17 protein-coding genes are annotated in these 16090 nt (G+C 67.4%); 7 read left to right on the top strand and 10 right to left on the bottom strand.

Translation table 11 applies throughout. The features are described 5' to 3' along the window. Window positions 1-2 precede the first annotated feature (2 nt). Window positions 3-1307: a dicarboxylate/amino acid:cation symporter gene (locus tag HX774_RS07090; RefSeq protein ID WP_178825471.1), complete on the bottom strand. Its 1305-nt coding sequence runs from the start codon at window positions 1305-1307 to the stop codon at window positions 3-5. A gap of 30 nt (window positions 1308-1337) precedes the next feature. Next, a complete protein-coding gene (locus HX774_RS07085; RefSeq protein ID WP_178825469.1) occupies window positions 1338-2441 on the bottom strand; it encodes an amino acid ABC transporter substrate-binding protein in 1104 nt (367 codons plus the stop codon). 78 nt (window positions 2442-2519) lie between these two features. Between HX774_RS07085 and metC the strand changes: the two genes are divergently transcribed. Beyond that, the gene (gene metC / locus HX774_RS07080; protein WP_178825467.1) at window positions 2520-3716 is read left to right on the top strand and encodes a cystathionine beta-lyase; all 1197 of its coding nucleotides are present in this window, start codon (window positions 2520-2522) and stop codon (window positions 3714-3716) included. Here the strand turns inward: metC and tatC are convergent. The 3 genes from tatC to HX774_RS07065 are packed head-to-tail and all read right to left on the bottom strand — an operon-like array spanning window position 3713 to window position 5423. Further along, the gene (tatC, locus tag HX774_RS07075) at window positions 3713-4600 is read right to left on the bottom strand and encodes a twin-arginine translocase subunit TatC (RefSeq protein WP_114817394.1); all 888 of its coding nucleotides are present in this window, start codon (window positions 4598-4600) and stop codon (window positions 3713-3715) included. The two genes, metC and tatC, sit on opposite strands and share 4 nt — an antisense overlap. Continuing rightward, window positions 4597-5178: a Sec-independent protein translocase protein TatB gene (gene tatB / locus HX774_RS07070; RefSeq protein WP_178825465.1), complete on the bottom strand. Its 582-nt coding sequence runs from the start codon at window positions 5176-5178 to the stop codon at window positions 4597-4599. Before tatB ends, tatC begins: the two co-directional genes overlap by 4 nt. 26 nt (window positions 5179-5204) lie before the next feature. Then, window positions 5205-5423: a twin-arginine translocase TatA/TatE family subunit gene (locus tag HX774_RS07065; protein WP_114817396.1), complete on the bottom strand. Its 219-nt coding sequence runs from the start codon at window positions 5421-5423 to the stop codon at window positions 5205-5207. 111 nt (window positions 5424-5534) lie between these two features. Here HX774_RS07065 and rnhA point away from each other — a divergent pair, with 111 nt between their 5' ends. Further along, on the top strand, window positions 5535-5987 hold the full coding sequence (gene rnhA / locus HX774_RS07060) for a ribonuclease HI (protein WP_178825463.1): 453 nt from the start codon (window positions 5535-5537) through the stop codon (window positions 5985-5987). Between the two features lie 10 nt (window positions 5988-5997). Here the strand turns inward: rnhA and HX774_RS07055 are convergent, their stop codons facing one another. From HX774_RS07055 to HX774_RS07045, 3 genes are read right to left on the bottom strand one after another with little or no spacing between them, the layout of a single operon-like run. Beyond that, window positions 5998-6456 (bottom strand): NfeD family protein, encoded by a 459-nt coding sequence (locus HX774_RS07055; protein ID WP_178825462.1) that lies wholly within the window; start codon window positions 6454-6456, stop codon window positions 5998-6000. A gap of 3 nt (window positions 6457-6459) precedes the next feature. Continuing rightward, window positions 6460-7497: an SPFH domain-containing protein gene (locus tag HX774_RS07050; RefSeq protein WP_114817399.1), complete on the bottom strand. Its 1038-nt coding sequence runs from the start codon at window positions 7495-7497 to the stop codon at window positions 6460-6462. Between the two features lie 25 nt (window positions 7498-7522). Beyond that, window positions 7523-8014 carry an NUDIX hydrolase gene (locus HX774_RS07045; RefSeq protein WP_178825460.1) on the bottom strand — a complete coding sequence of 164 codons (492 nt, stop codon included), beginning with the start codon at window positions 8012-8014 and terminating at the stop codon, window positions 7523-7525. A gap of 77 nt (window positions 8015-8091) precedes the next feature. On the opposite strand from HX774_RS07045, the gene HX774_RS07040 reads away from it, so the two are divergent. The 4 genes from HX774_RS07040 to HX774_RS07025 all read left to right on the top strand — a co-directional run bounded on the left by HX774_RS07040 (window position 8092) and on the right by HX774_RS07025 (window position 12391). After that, on the top strand, window positions 8092-9495 hold the full coding sequence (locus HX774_RS07040; protein WP_178825458.1) for an FAD-binding oxidoreductase: 1404 nt from the start codon (window positions 8092-8094) through the stop codon (window positions 9493-9495). 94 nt (window positions 9496-9589) lie between these two features. Continuing rightward, window positions 9590-10363: a peroxide stress protein YaaA gene (gene yaaA, locus HX774_RS07035; protein ID WP_178825541.1), complete on the top strand. Its 774-nt coding sequence runs from the start codon at window positions 9590-9592 to the stop codon at window positions 10361-10363. A gap of 65 nt (window positions 10364-10428) precedes the next feature. Next, the gene (locus HX774_RS07030) at window positions 10429-11226 is read left to right on the top strand and encodes a 3-hydroxybutyrate dehydrogenase (protein ID WP_178825455.1); all 798 of its coding nucleotides are present in this window, start codon (window positions 10429-10431) and stop codon (window positions 11224-11226) included. Between the two features lie 139 nt (window positions 11227-11365). Then, the gene (locus HX774_RS07025) at window positions 11366-12391 is read left to right on the top strand and encodes a patatin-like phospholipase family protein (RefSeq protein ID WP_178825453.1); all 1026 of its coding nucleotides are present in this window, start codon (window positions 11366-11368) and stop codon (window positions 12389-12391) included. Window positions 12392-12683: 292 nt separating this feature from the next. On the opposite strand, the gene HX774_RS07020 is transcribed toward HX774_RS07025, so the two are convergent. Together HX774_RS07020 and HX774_RS07015 are read right to left on the bottom strand one after the other, a co-directional pair. Further along, window positions 12684-13604 (bottom strand): L-threonylcarbamoyladenylate synthase, encoded by a 921-nt coding sequence (locus HX774_RS07020; protein WP_178825451.1) that lies wholly within the window; start codon window positions 13602-13604, stop codon window positions 12684-12686. Then, complete coding sequence (locus HX774_RS07015) at window positions 13601-14152, bottom strand: cytochrome b (RefSeq protein ID WP_178825449.1); 552 nt, start codon at window positions 14150-14152, stop codon at window positions 13601-13603. Before HX774_RS07015 ends, HX774_RS07020 begins: the two co-directional genes overlap by 4 nt. A gap of 123 nt (window positions 14153-14275) precedes the next feature. On the opposite strand from HX774_RS07015, the gene HX774_RS07010 reads away from it, so the two are divergent. Then, window positions 14276-16060, top strand: coding sequence for an acyl-CoA dehydrogenase (locus HX774_RS07010; RefSeq protein WP_178825447.1), 1785 nt, complete (start codon window positions 14276-14278; stop codon window positions 16058-16060). Window positions 16061-16090: the final 30 nt, after the last annotated feature.

Genomic DNA, 16090 nt, shown 5'->3' with positions numbered 1-16090 from the left:
CCTCAAGCCGCAGCCGGGGCCGCCGCGTCCGTATCCTCTTCACCGCGCGACACCACGGTCGCCACGACCAGATCGCCCGTCACGTTCAGCGTTGTCCGGCACATGTCCAGGAAGCGGTCGACGCCCAGGATCAGACCGATCCCTTCCGGCGGCACGCCCACCATGGCCAGGATCATGGCGATGACCGGCAAGCTGCCCGCCGGCACGCCCGCCGTGCCGACCCCGCCCAGGATACAGACCAGCATGACGATGAACTGCTGACCCAGGCTCAGATCCACGCCGAAGAACTGCGCCAGGAACAGCACCGTCACCCCTTCGAACAGGGCCGTGCCGTTCTGATTGGCCGTCGCCCCGACCGTCAGAACAAAGCGGGCGATCTTGCGCGGCAGGCCCAGGTTCTGCTCGGCCACTCGCAGCGACACCGGCAGGCTGGCGTTGGACGAGGCGGTCGAGAAGGACACCACCATGGCCTCGCGAATATCGCGAAAGAACTTCAGCGGCGACATGCCGCCCATCGTGGCGATGCAGATCGGATAGACCACGAACATATGGATCGCCATGGCCCCCACGGCGACACCGACGAAGGCCGCCAGTCTCACCAGCAGCTCCCAACCGAACAGGGCGGCCAGATTGAACATCAGGCAGGCAATGGCGATGGGCGCCAGTCGGATGACCAGGTTGATGAGCTTCATCATCACCTCGAACAGACCCTCGATGGTCTGTTGCAAGCGATCCGTCGCCGGGCTCTTGGTCATCACCAGGCCGATGCCGAACAACAGGGCGAAGACCATGACCGGCAGGATTTCGTTCTGCGCCGCCGCCGTGAAGACATTGGACGGCACCAGGTCGAGGAAGAAGTCCCCGGCCCCAACCGAGTCCGGCGCGCTGCTGACGATGGAGGCTGCGCCGCTGCGCCCCTGCTCCAGCAATTGCTGGGCCAGCGCCGGGTCCACGCCGTCGCCGGGGCGGAAGACATTGACCATGACCAAACCGATGATGACGGCGATGGCTGAGATGAAGACCGTGAACAGCAGGCTCTTCGTCCCGGCCCGCCCCAGGGTCTTCAGATCGCCCATCTCGGCCACGCCGACCACCAGGGCCGAAAACAGCAGCGGCAGCACCAGCATGAACAGCAGCCGCAGGAAGATCTGCCCCGCCGGGCCTGTGATGTTCGACGTCAGCCACTGAACCCAGGGCGTATCGCCGCCGATGGTCAGATTGACCGCCAGACCGCCCGACAGTCCGACCAGAAAGCCGATCAACATCAGCACATGAAGTGGAAGGGCTTTTCTCGTCGTCGTGGTCATGCGTCCCCCGTTCGGTCGGCCTTTTGAGCCCTATCGGATCGGCAGGGCGTAGATCAGGCCGCCGGGCCGCGCGCTCCATTGCGCGTTCAGCCCCCTGGCCAGATTCAGCGCTGATTGCTGGCCAAGGTTCCGCTCGAAAATCTCGCCATAGTTGCCGCCCGCCGCGATGGCGTCCCGCGCCCAGCTCCGCGGCAGGCCGATCGACGGCCCGAACTCGCCGTCCTCGCCCAACAGGCGCCGGATGCGCGGTTCCTGACTGTCGCGCGCCAGGCCCGCCACATTGGACTTGGTCACGCCCAGCTCTTCGCCGAGGATCAAGGCGTTCAAGGTCCAGCGGATCACCGCCGTCCACTGGTCGTCACCCTGGCGCACGACCGGCCCCAAAGGCTCCTTGGAGATGACGTCCGGCAGAATGGCGTGCTGCTGCGGATTGGCCAGGGTCGTTCGCGCCGCCGCCAGGGCCGAGATATCGGCGGTGAAGGCGTCGCATTCCTCGCGCGCATAGGCCTGGCGCGCCTCTTCCTCGGTCTTGACCATGACCGGACGGAACTCGATCCCGCGCGTACGGAAATAATCCTCGACGTTCAGCTCGGTGGTCGAGCCGGTCTGGACGCAGATGCGCGCGCCGTTCAGTTCAGCCGCGCTGTTCAGGTTCAGTGCGCGGCGCACCAGAAAGCCCTGACCGTCGTAATAGTTGATCCCGGCGAAGCTCAGCTCGCCGCCGGTGTCGCGGCTCATGGTCCAGGACGTATTGCGCCACAGGACGTCCACCCGCCCGTCGCGCAGAGCCTCGAACCTCAGTTCGGCGGTCAGCGGCACGAATCGCACAGCATCAGGATCGCCAAAGATCGCCGCCGCCGTGGCCCGACAGAAGTCGACGTCAAAGCCGCGCCAGGCGCCGCGATTATCCGTATAGGCGAACCCGACCAGTCCCTGATTGACGCCGCAGTTCAGGCGCCCGCGCTGCTTGATCGCCGCCAGGGTGGGGCTGGCCCTGTCGTCCGGCATCGCGGTCGCGGTCGGTCGTGAGGGGGTCGGCGCCTCGGCCTGATCGGTCTTGGCCTGCCGCTCGCAGGCGCCCGTCGCCAGCAGCAGCGCCAACGATATTCCCGTCACGACCTTCGACGTCCGCATTCCGGCACCCTCTCCAGCTTGCGCCCCCGCCTTCTTTAGAGCCCTCTAACGCCAGAACCGCAACCCGCCGGAGCCTTCATGCCGCGCCTTTCCGACCGCACCCGCCTGATCGCCTCCGCCACGCGACGCGGCCAGGGCCGTCGGCCGGTCAATCCTCCGCTCGAGCGCGCCTCCACCATGCTCAGCGACGACCCGGCCTCCATGCAGGATTCGGCGTCGGGTCCGGTCTATGGCCTGGACGGGACGAGCGCCGCCCGCGAACTGCGCGCAGCCCTGGCCGATCTGGAGGGCGCCGGCGACGCCTTCCTGGTCCCATCGGGCCTCGCCGCCGTCACCGTCCCCCTGCTGGCCCTGCTGCGCCCGGGCGACGAAGTCGTGACCAACGACGCCGTCTATGGCCCCACGCGCCGCTTCCTGACCCGCCACCTGGCCGCGCGAGGCATCGCCACGCGGTTTCATTCTGCAGAAGCCACGACCGCGGAGATCCTCTCGCTCTGCGGCGAACAGACCCGGCTGCTCCTGATCGAATCGCCATCCTCTCTGACGTTCGAGATGGTCGACGTTCCCGCCCTGGCCGCCGCCTGCAAGGCGCGCGGCGTGCTGACGGTGATGGACAACACCTGGGCGGCAGGCCTCGCCTTCCGCCCGCTCGAACATGGCGTCGACGTCAGCGTCCAGGCCGTGACCAAATACGCCGCCGGCCATTCCGACCTGCTGATGGGCGCCATTGCGGTTCAGGACGCGGGGCTCGCCCGCGCCATCCTGCATACGATCGAGGACATGGGCTGGCACGTCTCGCCCGACGACGCCTGGCTGGCGCTGCGGGGCCTGCGCACCCTGCCCCTGCGCTACAACGAGGCGCTGAAATCTGCGCTTCAGGTCGCCGAATGGCTGCAAGCCCGGCCTGAGATCGAGCGCGTCCTCTACCCGCCCCTGCCCGGCTCGGTCGGCCACGACCTGTGGCGGCGCGACTATTCCGGCGGCGCCGCCCTGATGGGCCTGGTCATGAAGGGCGGCGACAAGGCCTCGGCTCACGCCCTGATGAAGGCCCTCAGCCTGTTCGGCATGGGCTATTCCTGGGGCGGCTTCGAAAGCCTGATTACTCACGAAACGCCGCAACTGGCCCATCGCCAGCATAGGCCCGACCTGCCGGGTCAACTGCTGCGCCTGCACGTCGGCCTGGAAGACCCCGCCGACCTCATCGCGGATCTCGAAATCGGCCTTGAGGCCTGGCGCGTGGCGGTCAGCGCTCAGACGACGAGCGTCTCTTTCTAGACGGTCGCCTCTTCAGCCGCGTCCGCCTTCTTGCGGCGCATTTCGATGATGCGGACGCACCAGATCGAGACCTCGTAGAGCAGCACCATGGGCACGGCGAGCATCAGCTGGCTGATGGGGTCCGGCGGGGTGACGACAGCAGCCACCACCACCACGGCGACGATGGCGTAGCGACGGCCCTGGGCCATGACCTTGGAGCTGATCATGCCCGCCAGCCCCAACAGGGTCATGACGACCGGCAACTGGAAGCACAGGCCAAAGGCTAGGATCAGAGCCGTCACCAGATTCAGATAGTCCGACACCTTGGGCAGCAGTTCGGCCGAAACGCCCTGCCCGATGATCTGCTGGCTCAGCGAGAACCACATGACAAAGGGCAGCATGACGAAATAGACCAGGGCCGCGCCCAGCAGGAACAGCACCGGCGCCGCAATCAGGAAGGGCAGGAAGGCGCCCTTCTCATTGCGATACAGGCCCGGCGCCACGAAGCGATACAGCTGCCAGGCCAGAACCGGGAAGGCGATGATGACCGCGCCCAGACCCGCCAGCTTCATCTTGGTGAACAGGAACTCCAGCGGCGCCGTATAGATCAGCTTGACGCTCTGATCATCGACAGCAGGCACCGGGATCAGGCGCGCCGTCCCCAGGATCAGGTCGAACGGCGAGACATGGCCGTGGGCCCCCACCGTCTGATGGAAGGCCGCCGACACCACATAGGGCTGAACCAGGAAGAGATAGAGCTTATCGGCGACGGCGAAACAGCCGATGAAGGCCACGATGAAGGCCACGACACAGATCAGCAGCCGCCCGCGCAGCTCGATCAGGTGATCCATCAGCGGCGCGCGCGAGGCCTCGATCTCGGCCTCGTCCCGGTCGAACGACGTCATTGATCGACCTTCTTCTTACGCACGGCCTTGGGCTTGACGACCGCAGTCTCAGTCTTGGGGGGACTGACCTTCGAGGCTGGCTTGGCGGCGCTCTTGGCCGGCGCACGAGCCGTCTTCGGCTTTGCAGCCGCCTTGGCCTTGGGAGCGGCGACGGGCTCAAGCACGGATTTAGGCACGGGTTCAGCCTCAGGCTGCACGGCGTCAGGCCATTCGTCCACGCCCGTGGCGACGGGGGCGGCGTCCGCCATGGCAGACGTCGCCAGAGCCGGGACGCCCAGCGGCGCCTCCAGGTCCTTGCGGATGCCCTTGAACGCGGCCTCGGCGTCGGCGCCGAGCGGGTGCATCCCCTGCCCCGTCCGCAGCGCCTCGACCTCCTTGCGCAGGTCGTCCAGCTCGGACTGGCGCGCCATTTCGTCGAAGCTGGCGCGGAATTCGTTGGCCATGCCGCGCGCCTTGGCGACGAACTGGCCAACCCTGCGCATCAGCATCGGCAAATCCTTTGGCCCCACGACAAGCAGGGCCACCAGACCGATGACAAGGATTTCGAACCCGCCGATTCCGGGGCCAAGACCACCCATGATTCAGCGTCTCTCCGCGAACGCGATCAGCGGTTCAGGTCTTCTTTTTCGGCCTCGGTGCGCGGCAGCGAGCTCACCCCGTCCTTCGGCCCCTTGGAATCCGTGTCGTCTTTCAGGCCGTCCTTGAAGGCGCGAATGCCCTTGGCCGCGTCGCCCATGATGCCGGACAGCTTGCCGCGTCCGCCGAACAGGACCAGCACGACGACGACGACGATGGCCCAATGCCAGATGCTCATGGAGCCCATGGCGATACCTCCTCAAGGAACCGAAGAAATCCGGTCCCGTCCGACTGATTGTTGTGCGTCATATAGGCTGACTGATGGCGGCGCGCCAAGGGAGGCTGTAGGGACGCGGCCATGAGTCTCGTTGATCACGTCATCATCCATACCGACGGCGCCTGCAAGGGCAATCCCGGCCCTGGCGGCTGGGGCGCCATTCTGCAAACCGGCGGCGGTCACGAGAAGGAAATCTGGGGCGGCGAGCCCAACACCACCAACAACCGCATGGAGTTGATGGCCGCCATCGCCGCGCTGGAAGTGCTGAAACGCCCCTGCCGCGTCGATCTGCATACCGACAGCAAATACGTCATGCAGGGCATTACCGAGTGGATAAGGGGCTGGAAGGCGCGCGGCTGGAAGACCGCCGACAAGAAGCCGGTCAAGAACGACGACCTCTGGCGCCGCCTCGATGACGCCCGCAGCCGCCACGAGGTCAAATGGCACTGGGTCAAGGGTCACGCCGGCCACGTCCTGAACGAACGGGCCGACACACTGGCGAATCGCGGCGTAGACGAGATGCGACGCCGCTAGGCCGAGGGGCTCAGATCGCGCGCACCTTCAAGCGCGGACCGGCCACTGATTCGACCACCACGCTCTCGCCCGCCAGCGGGGCGGCGCCCTCGATCTCGGCCGGCCATTCGGCGCCCGAGACGAAGACCCGGCCGCGACCGTCGACGAAGGCCTCGACCACCCGCGCCCGCTCGCCCACCAGACGCAGGTCGCGGTCGTTGATGTCCGGCTCATCGGTAGGATTGACCCGTTTGATCAGGGTCCGCGACGCCAGGGTGGCGATGACGGTCAGGGCGGCGAAAATCCCCGCCTCGACCGGCAGGCCCAGGTTCGGCGCAATCGCCGTGATCAGGGCGACGACCCCCGCCGCGACCGCCGGCCACAGCAGCCACTCGGTCGAGGCCGCCGCCTCGATGGCCAGCAGGACCACGCCGACGGCCAGCCACAGCCAGAAGGGCTGGCTGGCATAGAGGTTCTGGATGAAGTCCATGACCTACTCCGTGGTCGGAACCGCGCCGCCGGGACGGCGCGGCGCGACAGTGCGGGCGGGCGGCGTCGAGGCGGGCGAAGGCGCGGCGGCCTGACGGGGTTCGCGGCGAACGTCCGTTCGGCCCTGCTGCTGCTCCTTGGCCAGACCGACCAGTTCGCCCAGGCCTGCAATGGTGCCGACCAGACCGCTCATCTCGGCCGGGACGATGACCGTCTTGGCGGTCGGATTGCGCGCCAGCTCGGCGAAGGCCTCGACGTATTTCTGGGCCACGAAGTAGTTGATGGCGTTGACGTCGCCCCGCGCGATGGCTTCCGACACCATGGCGGTCGCCTTGGCCTCAGCCTCGGCTTCACGCTCACGCGCCTCGGCGTCGCGGAAGGCGGCTTCGCGGCGGCCCTCGGCCTGGAGGATGGCCGACTGCTTGGCGCCCTCGGCGCGGGCGATGGCGGCCTGCTTCTCGCCCTCGGCCTCGGTGATCACCGCGCGCTTCTCGCGCTCAGCCTTCATCTGACGCGCCATGGCGTTGGTGATGTCGGCGGGCGGGGTCAGGTCCTTGATCTCGATTCGGTTGACCTTGACGCCCCATGGCTCGGTCGCCGCGTCGATGACGGTCAGCAGGCGCGAGTTGATGCTGTCGCGCTGGAACAGGACCTCGTCCAGCTCCATCGAACCGACCACGGTGCGCAGGTTGGTCATGCACAGCTGGGTGATGGCGTAGGGCAGGTTTTCAACGCGATAGGCGGCGGCCGAGGCCTCCATCACCTGGATGAAGACGATGGCGTCGACCTTCACCATGGCGTTGTCCTTGGTGATGACTTCCTGCTGGGGCACGTCCAGGACCTGCTCCATCATGTTCATGCGCCGACCGACCCGTTCAACGAAGGGGGTCAGGATGCTGATGCCGGGCTTCAGCGTCTTGGTGTATTTGCCAAAGCGTTCCACCGTGAATTCACGGCCTTGCGGCACGATCTTGATGACGCTGAACAGGAAGATGATCGCGAAGGCCGCGAACACCACAAAGAAGAAAATCGAGAAATCCATAAGCCCCTCCGGTTGAGCGCGGAGCTTAACGGTCGGCCCGCCCTCGCGCCACCGAATCCGGTTCACCGGCGATGACAAGGCCGTCAGCGCCCTGTCCCGCGCTCTCTCCCGCACCATGGGCAGCCGCCATCGCCCGCGCCTGACAGATGATCCTCCGCGTCTCGGACCAGTCGACCCGCCGCAGCGCCTCCTCGAACGGCAAGAAGACCGCCTCAGCGGCATCGTCGCCTGCTGTCGGCTCGCCGCCGGTCCACAGCGCGGCGTAGTCGATCAGGACGTAGTGCCGCCCCGCCTCGGGAAACAGGCCGTCCACCACGTCGATCAGACCGATCAGTTCGGCCTCCACGCCCGTCTCCTCGCGCAGTTCACGCAGCGCGGCATCGGCCAGCCGTTCACCAGGCTCCAGTCGCCCGCCCGGCAGGCTCCATTCTCCCTGACGCGGCGGCGTGCCGCGTCGGATCAGCAGGACCTCGTCGCCTTTCAGGCAGACCACGCCCACAGCCGGGACCGGAATCATGTTTTCTCCGCGAATTGAGCGCCTGGAGGCAGGGTTTTGCGCTTCCACCACGCCGCGCCTTTTGCCACAAGGCGGATATGACCCTCCCCACGCCCGCCGCCATCGAAGACCTCAAGGCCGCCCTGCCCGGCGCCTGGACCCAGGACGCCGACGACATGGCCCCCTGGCTGACCGAATGGCGCGGGCGCTGGACGGGCGAAACCCCGATCCTGCTGCAGCCGCGCACGACCGCAGAAGTCGCCACAGCCGTCGCGATCTGCGCCCGACACGGCGTCGCGGTCGTCACCCAAGGCGGCGGCACCGGCCTGGTCGGCGGCCAGATCCCCTTTGGCGAGGTTCTGCTGTCCACGCGCAAGCTGCGGACCGTGCGCGACGTGACCCCGCTCGACGACGCCATGACCTTGGAGGCCGGAGTCACCCTGCTGGAGGCCCAGCAACTGGCCAAGGAAAAGGACCGCTTCTTCCCCCTTAGCCTTGCGGCCGAAGGCTCCGCCACCATCGGCGGCGTCATCTCGACCAACGCCGGCGGCACCGCCGTCCTGCGCTACGGGATGATGCGCGACCTGGTGCTGGGCATCGAAGCCGTCATGCCTGACGGTCAGGTGTTCAACGGTCTGAAGCGCCTGCGCAAGGACAACACCGGCTATGACCTGAAGCAGTTGTTCATCGGCGCCGAGGGCACGCTCGGCGTGGTCACGGCGGCGACGCTGAAACTCTTCCCCATCATGCGCAGCCGCGCCACGGCCATCGTCGGTCTAGAAAGCCACCACGCCGCTGTCGCCCTGCTGGCCCGCGCCAAGGCCGAGACCGGCGGCGGGGTCGAGGCCTTCGAGTTGATGAAGCGTCTGGGCATGGCCCTGGTGCTCAAGAACATTCCCGACACGCGCGAGCCGCTGGAGACCACCCCGCCCTGGTACGTCCTGATCGAGCTGACCTCAGGCGAGCCCGGCGGCGGCGATTCGGCCATGGAGCGGCTGCTGACCGGCGCCTTCGAGGAGAGTCTGATCATCGACGCCGCCATCGCCCAGAATGACGCCCAGAAGGCCGCCTTCTGGCGTCTGCGCGAGGAACACTCGGCGGCCCTCAAGCCCGAGGGCGGCGGCTGGAAGCACGACGTCTCGGTCCCGGTCTCCCAGATCGCCGACTTCATCGACGAGGCCACGGCGGCGGTCGAGAAATTCCACCCCGGCTGCCGCGTCTCGGTCTTCGGCCACGTCGGCGACGGCAACCTTCACTATGACGTGATCCCCGGCGTGGGCGAGGACGTCCCCGCCTTCATCGCCCGCTGGATGGAAGGCTCCGAAATCGTCCACGACGTGGTGGCCCGCTACAACGGCTCCATCTCGGCGGAACACGGCCTGGGACGGCTCAAAACCGACGAGGCGCGACGCTACAAGTCGCCGCTGGAAATCGCGACCATGCAGGCCGTCCGCCAGGCCATCGACCCCCAGCGGATCATGAACCCGGCGGTCCTCTTCTAGGCCTCACGACCGCATGTGACGCCGCCGACGGTTCAAATCGTCACGGAAGGGGCCTATGAGGCCCGCTTCCCGATGCTTCGGAGTCTATGTCGCCTTGCTGATCGTCCTGTCCCCGGCCAAACGGCTGGACTTCACGGCCCCTGCCCTCGACGTGCCCTCGACGCCGCGCCGCTGCGCCGACGAGACCGCCGAACTGGCCAAGGTGACGCGCAAGCTGAGCCGCGCCGAACTGCGCCGCCTGATGTCGATCTCCGACGCCCTGGCCGACCTGAACTACGAACGCTTTCAGGCCTTCGACAACGAGACGACCGAGGGCGCGCTTCAGGCCGTCTTCGCCTTCGCCGGCGACGTCTATGACGGGCTCGACGCTCGGTCGCTGGCCCCAGCCGATCTGGCCTGGGCCCAGGATCACCTGCGTATCCTCTCGGGCTTCTACGGCCTGCTGCGGCCGCTGGACGCCATCCAGCCCTACCGCCTGGAGATGGGCACGCGACTGAAGACCAAGCGGGGCGCCACCCTCTATGACTTCTGGGGCGAGCGCATCTCGCTGCGCCTGAACGAGGACGCGGCCCCCCTGCCCGACCGCACCCTGGTCAACCTGGCCAGCCAGGAATACTTCGGCGCCGTCGACGCCAAGGCGCTGAAGCTGCCGGTCATCACGCCCCACTTCAAGGAGCGCAAGGACGGCGAGGCCCGCATCATCTCCTTCTTCGCCAAGAAGGCGCGCGGCGCCATGGCCCGCTACGCCATCGAGAACCGCATCGAAAAAGCCGAGGATCTCAAGGCCTTCGACCGCGACGGCTACCGCTTCGACAAGGCGCTTTCGACCGAGGCGGACTGGATATTCATCAGGGAAGGAAATTCCTGATCGCCAGATTGAACGACTGCCGTTAGGCTGCGTTGCAGCATAGCTATTCCACAGGTTCTCACCGCATGTTCGCCATGAACGATCTCAAGGGCCAGGTCGCCGTCGTCTCCGGCTCGACTTCCGGCATAGGCTTGGCGCTGGCCCGCGCCGTCGCGCAATGCGGCGGCGACGTGGTGCTGAACGGCCTGGGCGATCCCGCCGTCATCGAACAGACCCGCGCCGATCTCGCTGCCGAGACCGGCGTGCGCGTCCTCTACCACCCCGCCGACATGACCCAGCCGGATCAGATCGCCGACATGGTCGCCACGGCCCACCGTGAGCTGGGCCGCCTCGACATCCTGGTCAATAACGCCGGCATCCAGCACGTCGAGGCCGTTGAGAACTTCCCCGCCGACGCGTGGGAGAAGATCATCTCGATCAACCTGTCCTCGACCTTCTACGCTACCAAGGCTGCGATCCCGATCATGAAGGCCCAGGGGCGCGGGCGCATCGTCAACATCGCCTCGGCCCACGGCCTGGTCGCCAGCCCGTTCAAGTCGGCCTATGTCGCCGCCAAGCACGGCGTGATCGGCTTCACCAAGACGGTGGCGCTGGAGCTGGCCCAGCAGAACATCACCTGCAACGCCATCTGCCCCGGCTTCGTCGAAACTCCCATCGTCACCAAACAGATCGAGGATCAGGCCCGCACGCGCGACATGACGCCCGAAGACGTGATGAAGAACGTCATCCTCGGCTCGCAGCCGACCAAGCGCTTCGTCACGACCGACGAACTGGCGGGCCTCTTCCTTTATCTGGTGTCAGACCTCGGGGCCTCGGCCAACGGCTCGCACTTCTCGGTCGACGGCGGCTGGACCGCTCAGTAAGCCGCCAAAGCTTTTCATGCGTCATCCCGGAAACGGCGCCGCCGTTATCCGGGACCGCTCAGACACGACTGTTCCGGCGACGGCGCTTCTGGCGATCCCGGCTCTTCGCTACGCTACAGCCGGGATGACGGAGTGAGGTATGGCGACGAAACGCAAACCCATCTGCCTCGCGCTTCAGGGCGGCGGCTCGCACGGCGCCTTTCAGTGGGGCGTGCTGGATCGGCTGCTTGAGTCGGACATCCTCGACATCCGCGCCGTCACTGCCGCCTCGGCGGGAGCGATGAACGCCGCGGCACTGATCACCGGACTGGAACAGGCCGGCGCCGAGGGCGGCCGCGCCGCGCTGGACAAGCTGTGGCGCGAGGTCAATCAATCTGGCGGCCGCAACGTCTTCGGCGACAGCGCCATCTGGTCCAAGGCCCTGACGCCCGGCTGGCTCAAGGACAGCCCGATGTGGAAGGCGGGCGAGACCCTGGCCATGTCGATGAGCCCCTATTCCTTCAACCCCTTCAACCTGAACCCGCTGAAACGGGTGCTGGAAGCCGCCGTCGACTTCGAGGCGGTGCGAGGCTCGGACATTCAACTGATCGTCTCGACCACGGCGGTCCGCGCAGGCCGGTCGCGCCTGTTCCGCTCGGCCGAGATCACGCCCGACGTCCTGCTGGCCTCGGCCTGTCTACCGCACCTGTTCCATGCGGTCGAGATCGAGGGCGAGCCCTATTGGGACGGCGGCTATCTGGCCAATCCGGCGCTGTGGCCGCTGTTCTACGCCGACACGCCGGACGATGTCCTTCTGCTGCCGCTGAACCCCTTCGTCCGCGACGAGGCTCCGCGTGAGGCGGGCGAGATCATGGATCGGCTGAACGAGATCCTGTTCAACGCCCCCCTGGTCGCCGAACTGCGCGCCGTCGCCTTCGTTCAGGACCTGATCGCCGACGGCAAACTCAGCCGCAACGAGGACCGCCATCGCGCCGTCCGTATGCACGCCATCGAGGTCGACGACTGGCTGGGCAGCCTGTCGCTGTCGACCAAGTTCGACACGGAATGGAGCTTCCTCAACGACCTGAAATCGCGCGGGCGTCGGGCGGCGGAGCATTGGCTCGAAAACTGCGCGCCTCAGGTCGGACAGACCTCCAGCGTCGATCTGAAGGCCCGTTTTCTCTAGGCCGCGCGCGCCGCAGACCGCACGCCGTCGCGACCTGGCTGTCGCAAGGCGATGCGCCAATCCCCTGTAAAACAAGGGATCGTCGTCCCGTCTCTGCCATTTGCTCGCCTGAGCCACGGCGTGGGCCAGACTGCAGCCCTCAGACGGTCTTTGACATTCCCACTCGCCGCCGCCCGCCTCAGGTCCCCGGCTCCCGCACAGGCTCCAGCGCCGTCACTCAGAGCCAGAACTGCGACGCTCCGCTCATTGCACCAATTGCACTGTTTTTTTTCTTAGCGCAGTGCAACGGCGATCAGCCGACGAACCCCGCCGCACGACGCAGCCGGTCGTTGATCGCCTCGCCCAACCCCTTGTGCGGGATCGGCGACACCGCGATGCCGACAGGCTTGGTCCGGTCCGCTTCGCGCAGCAAGCGGAACAGGTTGGCCGCCGCTTCGCGCAATTCGCCGTTCGGGCTCAGGCTCCAGCGCGCCTCGCCGACGCCGGGACCGAAGCCCAGCAGGACTTCACCCTCGTTCGCAGATTCGGCCTCGATCCGAACCGGGGCGTCGGGGGCGTAATGCAGGGCCAACCGTCCGGGCGAGCGATGCCCCTGCCCGTTCTCGGCCAGCGGGCCGACCACGGCCTCGATCTCTTCACGCGTCACCGAGCCGGGACGCAGCAGGGCGACCACGCCGTCCAGCACCGAAACGACCGTGCTCTCCACGCCCACCGCGCACGGCCCGCCGTCCACCGCGGCGCCGACGAACTGGCCGGTTTCCTCCATGGCGTCGTCGAAGGTCGTGGGACTGGGTCGTCCCGAGCGGTTGGCCGAGGGGGCGACCACGGCCCCGCCGAAGGCCGCGATCACTGCCCGCGCGCGCGGATGGCCCGGCACGCGCACGGCCACGCTGTCTAGACCGGCGCGCGCCAGATCACAGACCCGCTCCCGATCCCGCACCGGGGCCACGATGGTCAGCGGGCCGGGCCAGAAGGCCTCCGCCAGCGCCCGCGCCCGCTCGTCAAAGACAGCGATGCTCTCGGCGTCCAGGCCGTTGGCGACGTGCGCGATCAAGGGGTTGAAGCGCGGTCTTCCCTTGGCCTCGAAGATGCGCGCCACCGCCTGCGGATTCGAAGCGTCCGCCGCTAACCCATAGACCGTCTCGGTCGGCAGCATGACCAGCCGCCCGGTCTTCAACGCCTCGGCGGCGATTTCGGGAGTGTCGCCGGTCATGGCCGGCGCGGGATCATGGGGATCATGCGGTGCAGCACATTGTCCCGGTTGATGAACTGATGCTTCAGCGCCCCAGCGATGTGCAGGACGATCAGCACATAGAGCAGCTTCGCCACCATCTCATGCGTGTCCATAAACTGGCCCGCCGCCTCGCGCCCGCCGCCGACCGGCAGCAGCGGCCATTGGAACAGGCCGAACCAGCTGATCTCGCGACCGCCCGCCGACGACGCCAGCCAGCCAGTCAGCGGCATGGCCAGCAGCACGACGTAGAAGGCGATCTGCGTCGTCCGCGCCAGGCTGCGCTCCCACCTCGGCATCTCGACCGGCAGGGCGATCAGGGGATTGGCCAGCCGCCAGCCGATTCGCCCCAGGGTCAGAACCAGGATGGTCAGCCCGACCGCCTTGTGAACCTGCACGAACTCGCGCGACAGCGGCCCCTCGGTTGCGTCGTGCGCCATGATCAGCGCCACCTGCGCGACGACGGCCACAGCGATAACCCAGTGCAGGATCAGGGAAACGGTCGAATAGCGGTTCCGAGGTTCGGCCATGGGTCTTTCCTTCCGCGACGGCACAGGTCCATAGCTTGGCGGAACCTCGACCAAAGTCCAAGCGCCCTTGCATCATCCGCGTCTGGGGCGTCAGAAGCATGTTGAAGATTCCTGGAGACCGCCATGAGCTACCGCGCCCCCGTCCGTGACCTCGCCTTCGCCCTGGAAGCCGTCGCCGGCATTGATCAGGTCGCCGCCACCGGCGCCTTCGCCGACTACGACGCCGACGTCATGGGCGCGGTGCTGGAGGCCGCCGGTCAGTTCTCGGAACAGGTGCTGGCCCCGCTGAACCGCCCCGGCGATCTGGCCGGCGCCAAGTACGCCAACGGCGCCGTCACCGCCGCCCCCGGCTTCGTGGACGCCTACAAGCAGTTCGCCGAAGGCGGCTGGACCAGCCTGACCGCCTCGGTCGAGGCCGGCGGCCAGGCCCTGCCCAAGGCGCTGGAACTGGCGGCCTATGAAACCGTCCACGCCGCCAACATGGCGTTTGGCCTCTGCCCCATGCTGTCCCTGGCCTCCATCGAGGCGCTGGAAGCCGTCGGCACCGAGCACCAGAAGACCACCTACCTGACCAAGCTGGTCAGCGGCGAATGGACCGGGGCCATGGTCCTGACCGAGCCGCACGCCGGTTCGGACCTGGGCGCCCTGACCACCACGGCCACGCCGAACGGCGACGGGACCTATGCCCTGAACGGCCAGAAGATCTTCATCACCTGGGGCGACCACGACGCCACGGACAACATCATTCACCTGGTTCTGGCCCGCCTGCCCGACGCCCCCGCCGGGCCCAAGGGCATCAGCCTGTTCCTGACGCCCAAGTTCGCGGTCAACGCCGACGGGTCGCTGGGCGAACGCAACGCCTTCCACCCGGTCGGGGTCGAGCACAAGCTGGGCATCCACGCGTCGCCCACCTGCGTCATGTCCTATGAGGGCGCTCGCGCCGAACTGGTCGGCCGTCCGAACGAGGGCCTGGCCCATATGTTCGTGATGATGAACGCCGCCCGCCTGGCCGTCGGCGTCGAGGGCGTCGGCATCGCCGAGCGCGCCTATCAGCACGCCCTGGCCTATGCCCTGGACCGCCGTCAGGGCCGCAGCGTCTGGACCGGCGAGAAGAACGCCCCCATCTTCGACCACCCCGACGTGCGCCGCACCCTCGGCGTCATGAAGGCCAAGATCGCCGCCGCTCGCGCCATCTGCCTGTCCACCGGCGTCGCCGCCGACCTGGCCAAGCACGCCGCCACCGAGGCCGAGCGCAAGGCCTGGAAGGGCCGCGAAGACCTGTTCACCCCCATCGCCAAGGCCTGGTCCACCGACATCGGCTGCGAAGTCGCCTCGCTGGGCGTCCAGGTCCACGGCGGCATGGGCTTCATCGAGGAGACCGGCGCGGCCCAATACTACCGCGACTCCCGCATCACCCCGATCTACGAAGGCACCAACGGCATCCAGGCCATGGACCTGGTAGGCCGCAAGCTGTCGATGGACGGCGGCGAGTCGGCCCACGGTCTGATCGCCGAGATGAAGGCGACCCTGATCGACATCGACCGCCTCTATGTCGGCAAGCCGGTCGAACGTCTCGCCACGGCCATCGAGGCCGTCGAGGACGCCACCCTGTGGCTGCTGGACGCCAAGGCCGACGCAGCGCGGGCTGCCGACGTTCTGGCCGGCGCCGACGCCTATCTGAAACTGATGGGCGACGTGGTCGGCGGCTGGATGCTGGCCAAGGGCGCTCTGGCCGCCAAGGCCCGCCTGGACGCCGGGAACGGCGATCCCGTCTGGCTGCAAGGCAAACTGGACCTCTACGAGCTCTACGCCGCCAACGTCCTGGGCCACGTCTCCAGCCGCCTGGCCGCCGTGGGTCAGGGCGGTGAGCTTCTGCAAGGGCTGAGCGCCGAAGCTCTGGCGGGTTGACGTTCGGCGGGGGCGTGCGACGCTTCGGCC

Source organism: Brevundimonas sp. P7753 (assembly GCF_013386595.1).
Taxonomy (GTDB): Bacteria; Pseudomonadota; Alphaproteobacteria; order Caulobacterales; family Caulobacteraceae; genus Brevundimonas; species Brevundimonas bullata.
Note: the sequence above shows the minus strand (reverse complement) of the source record. Positions and strands in the feature narration are given on the sequence as shown.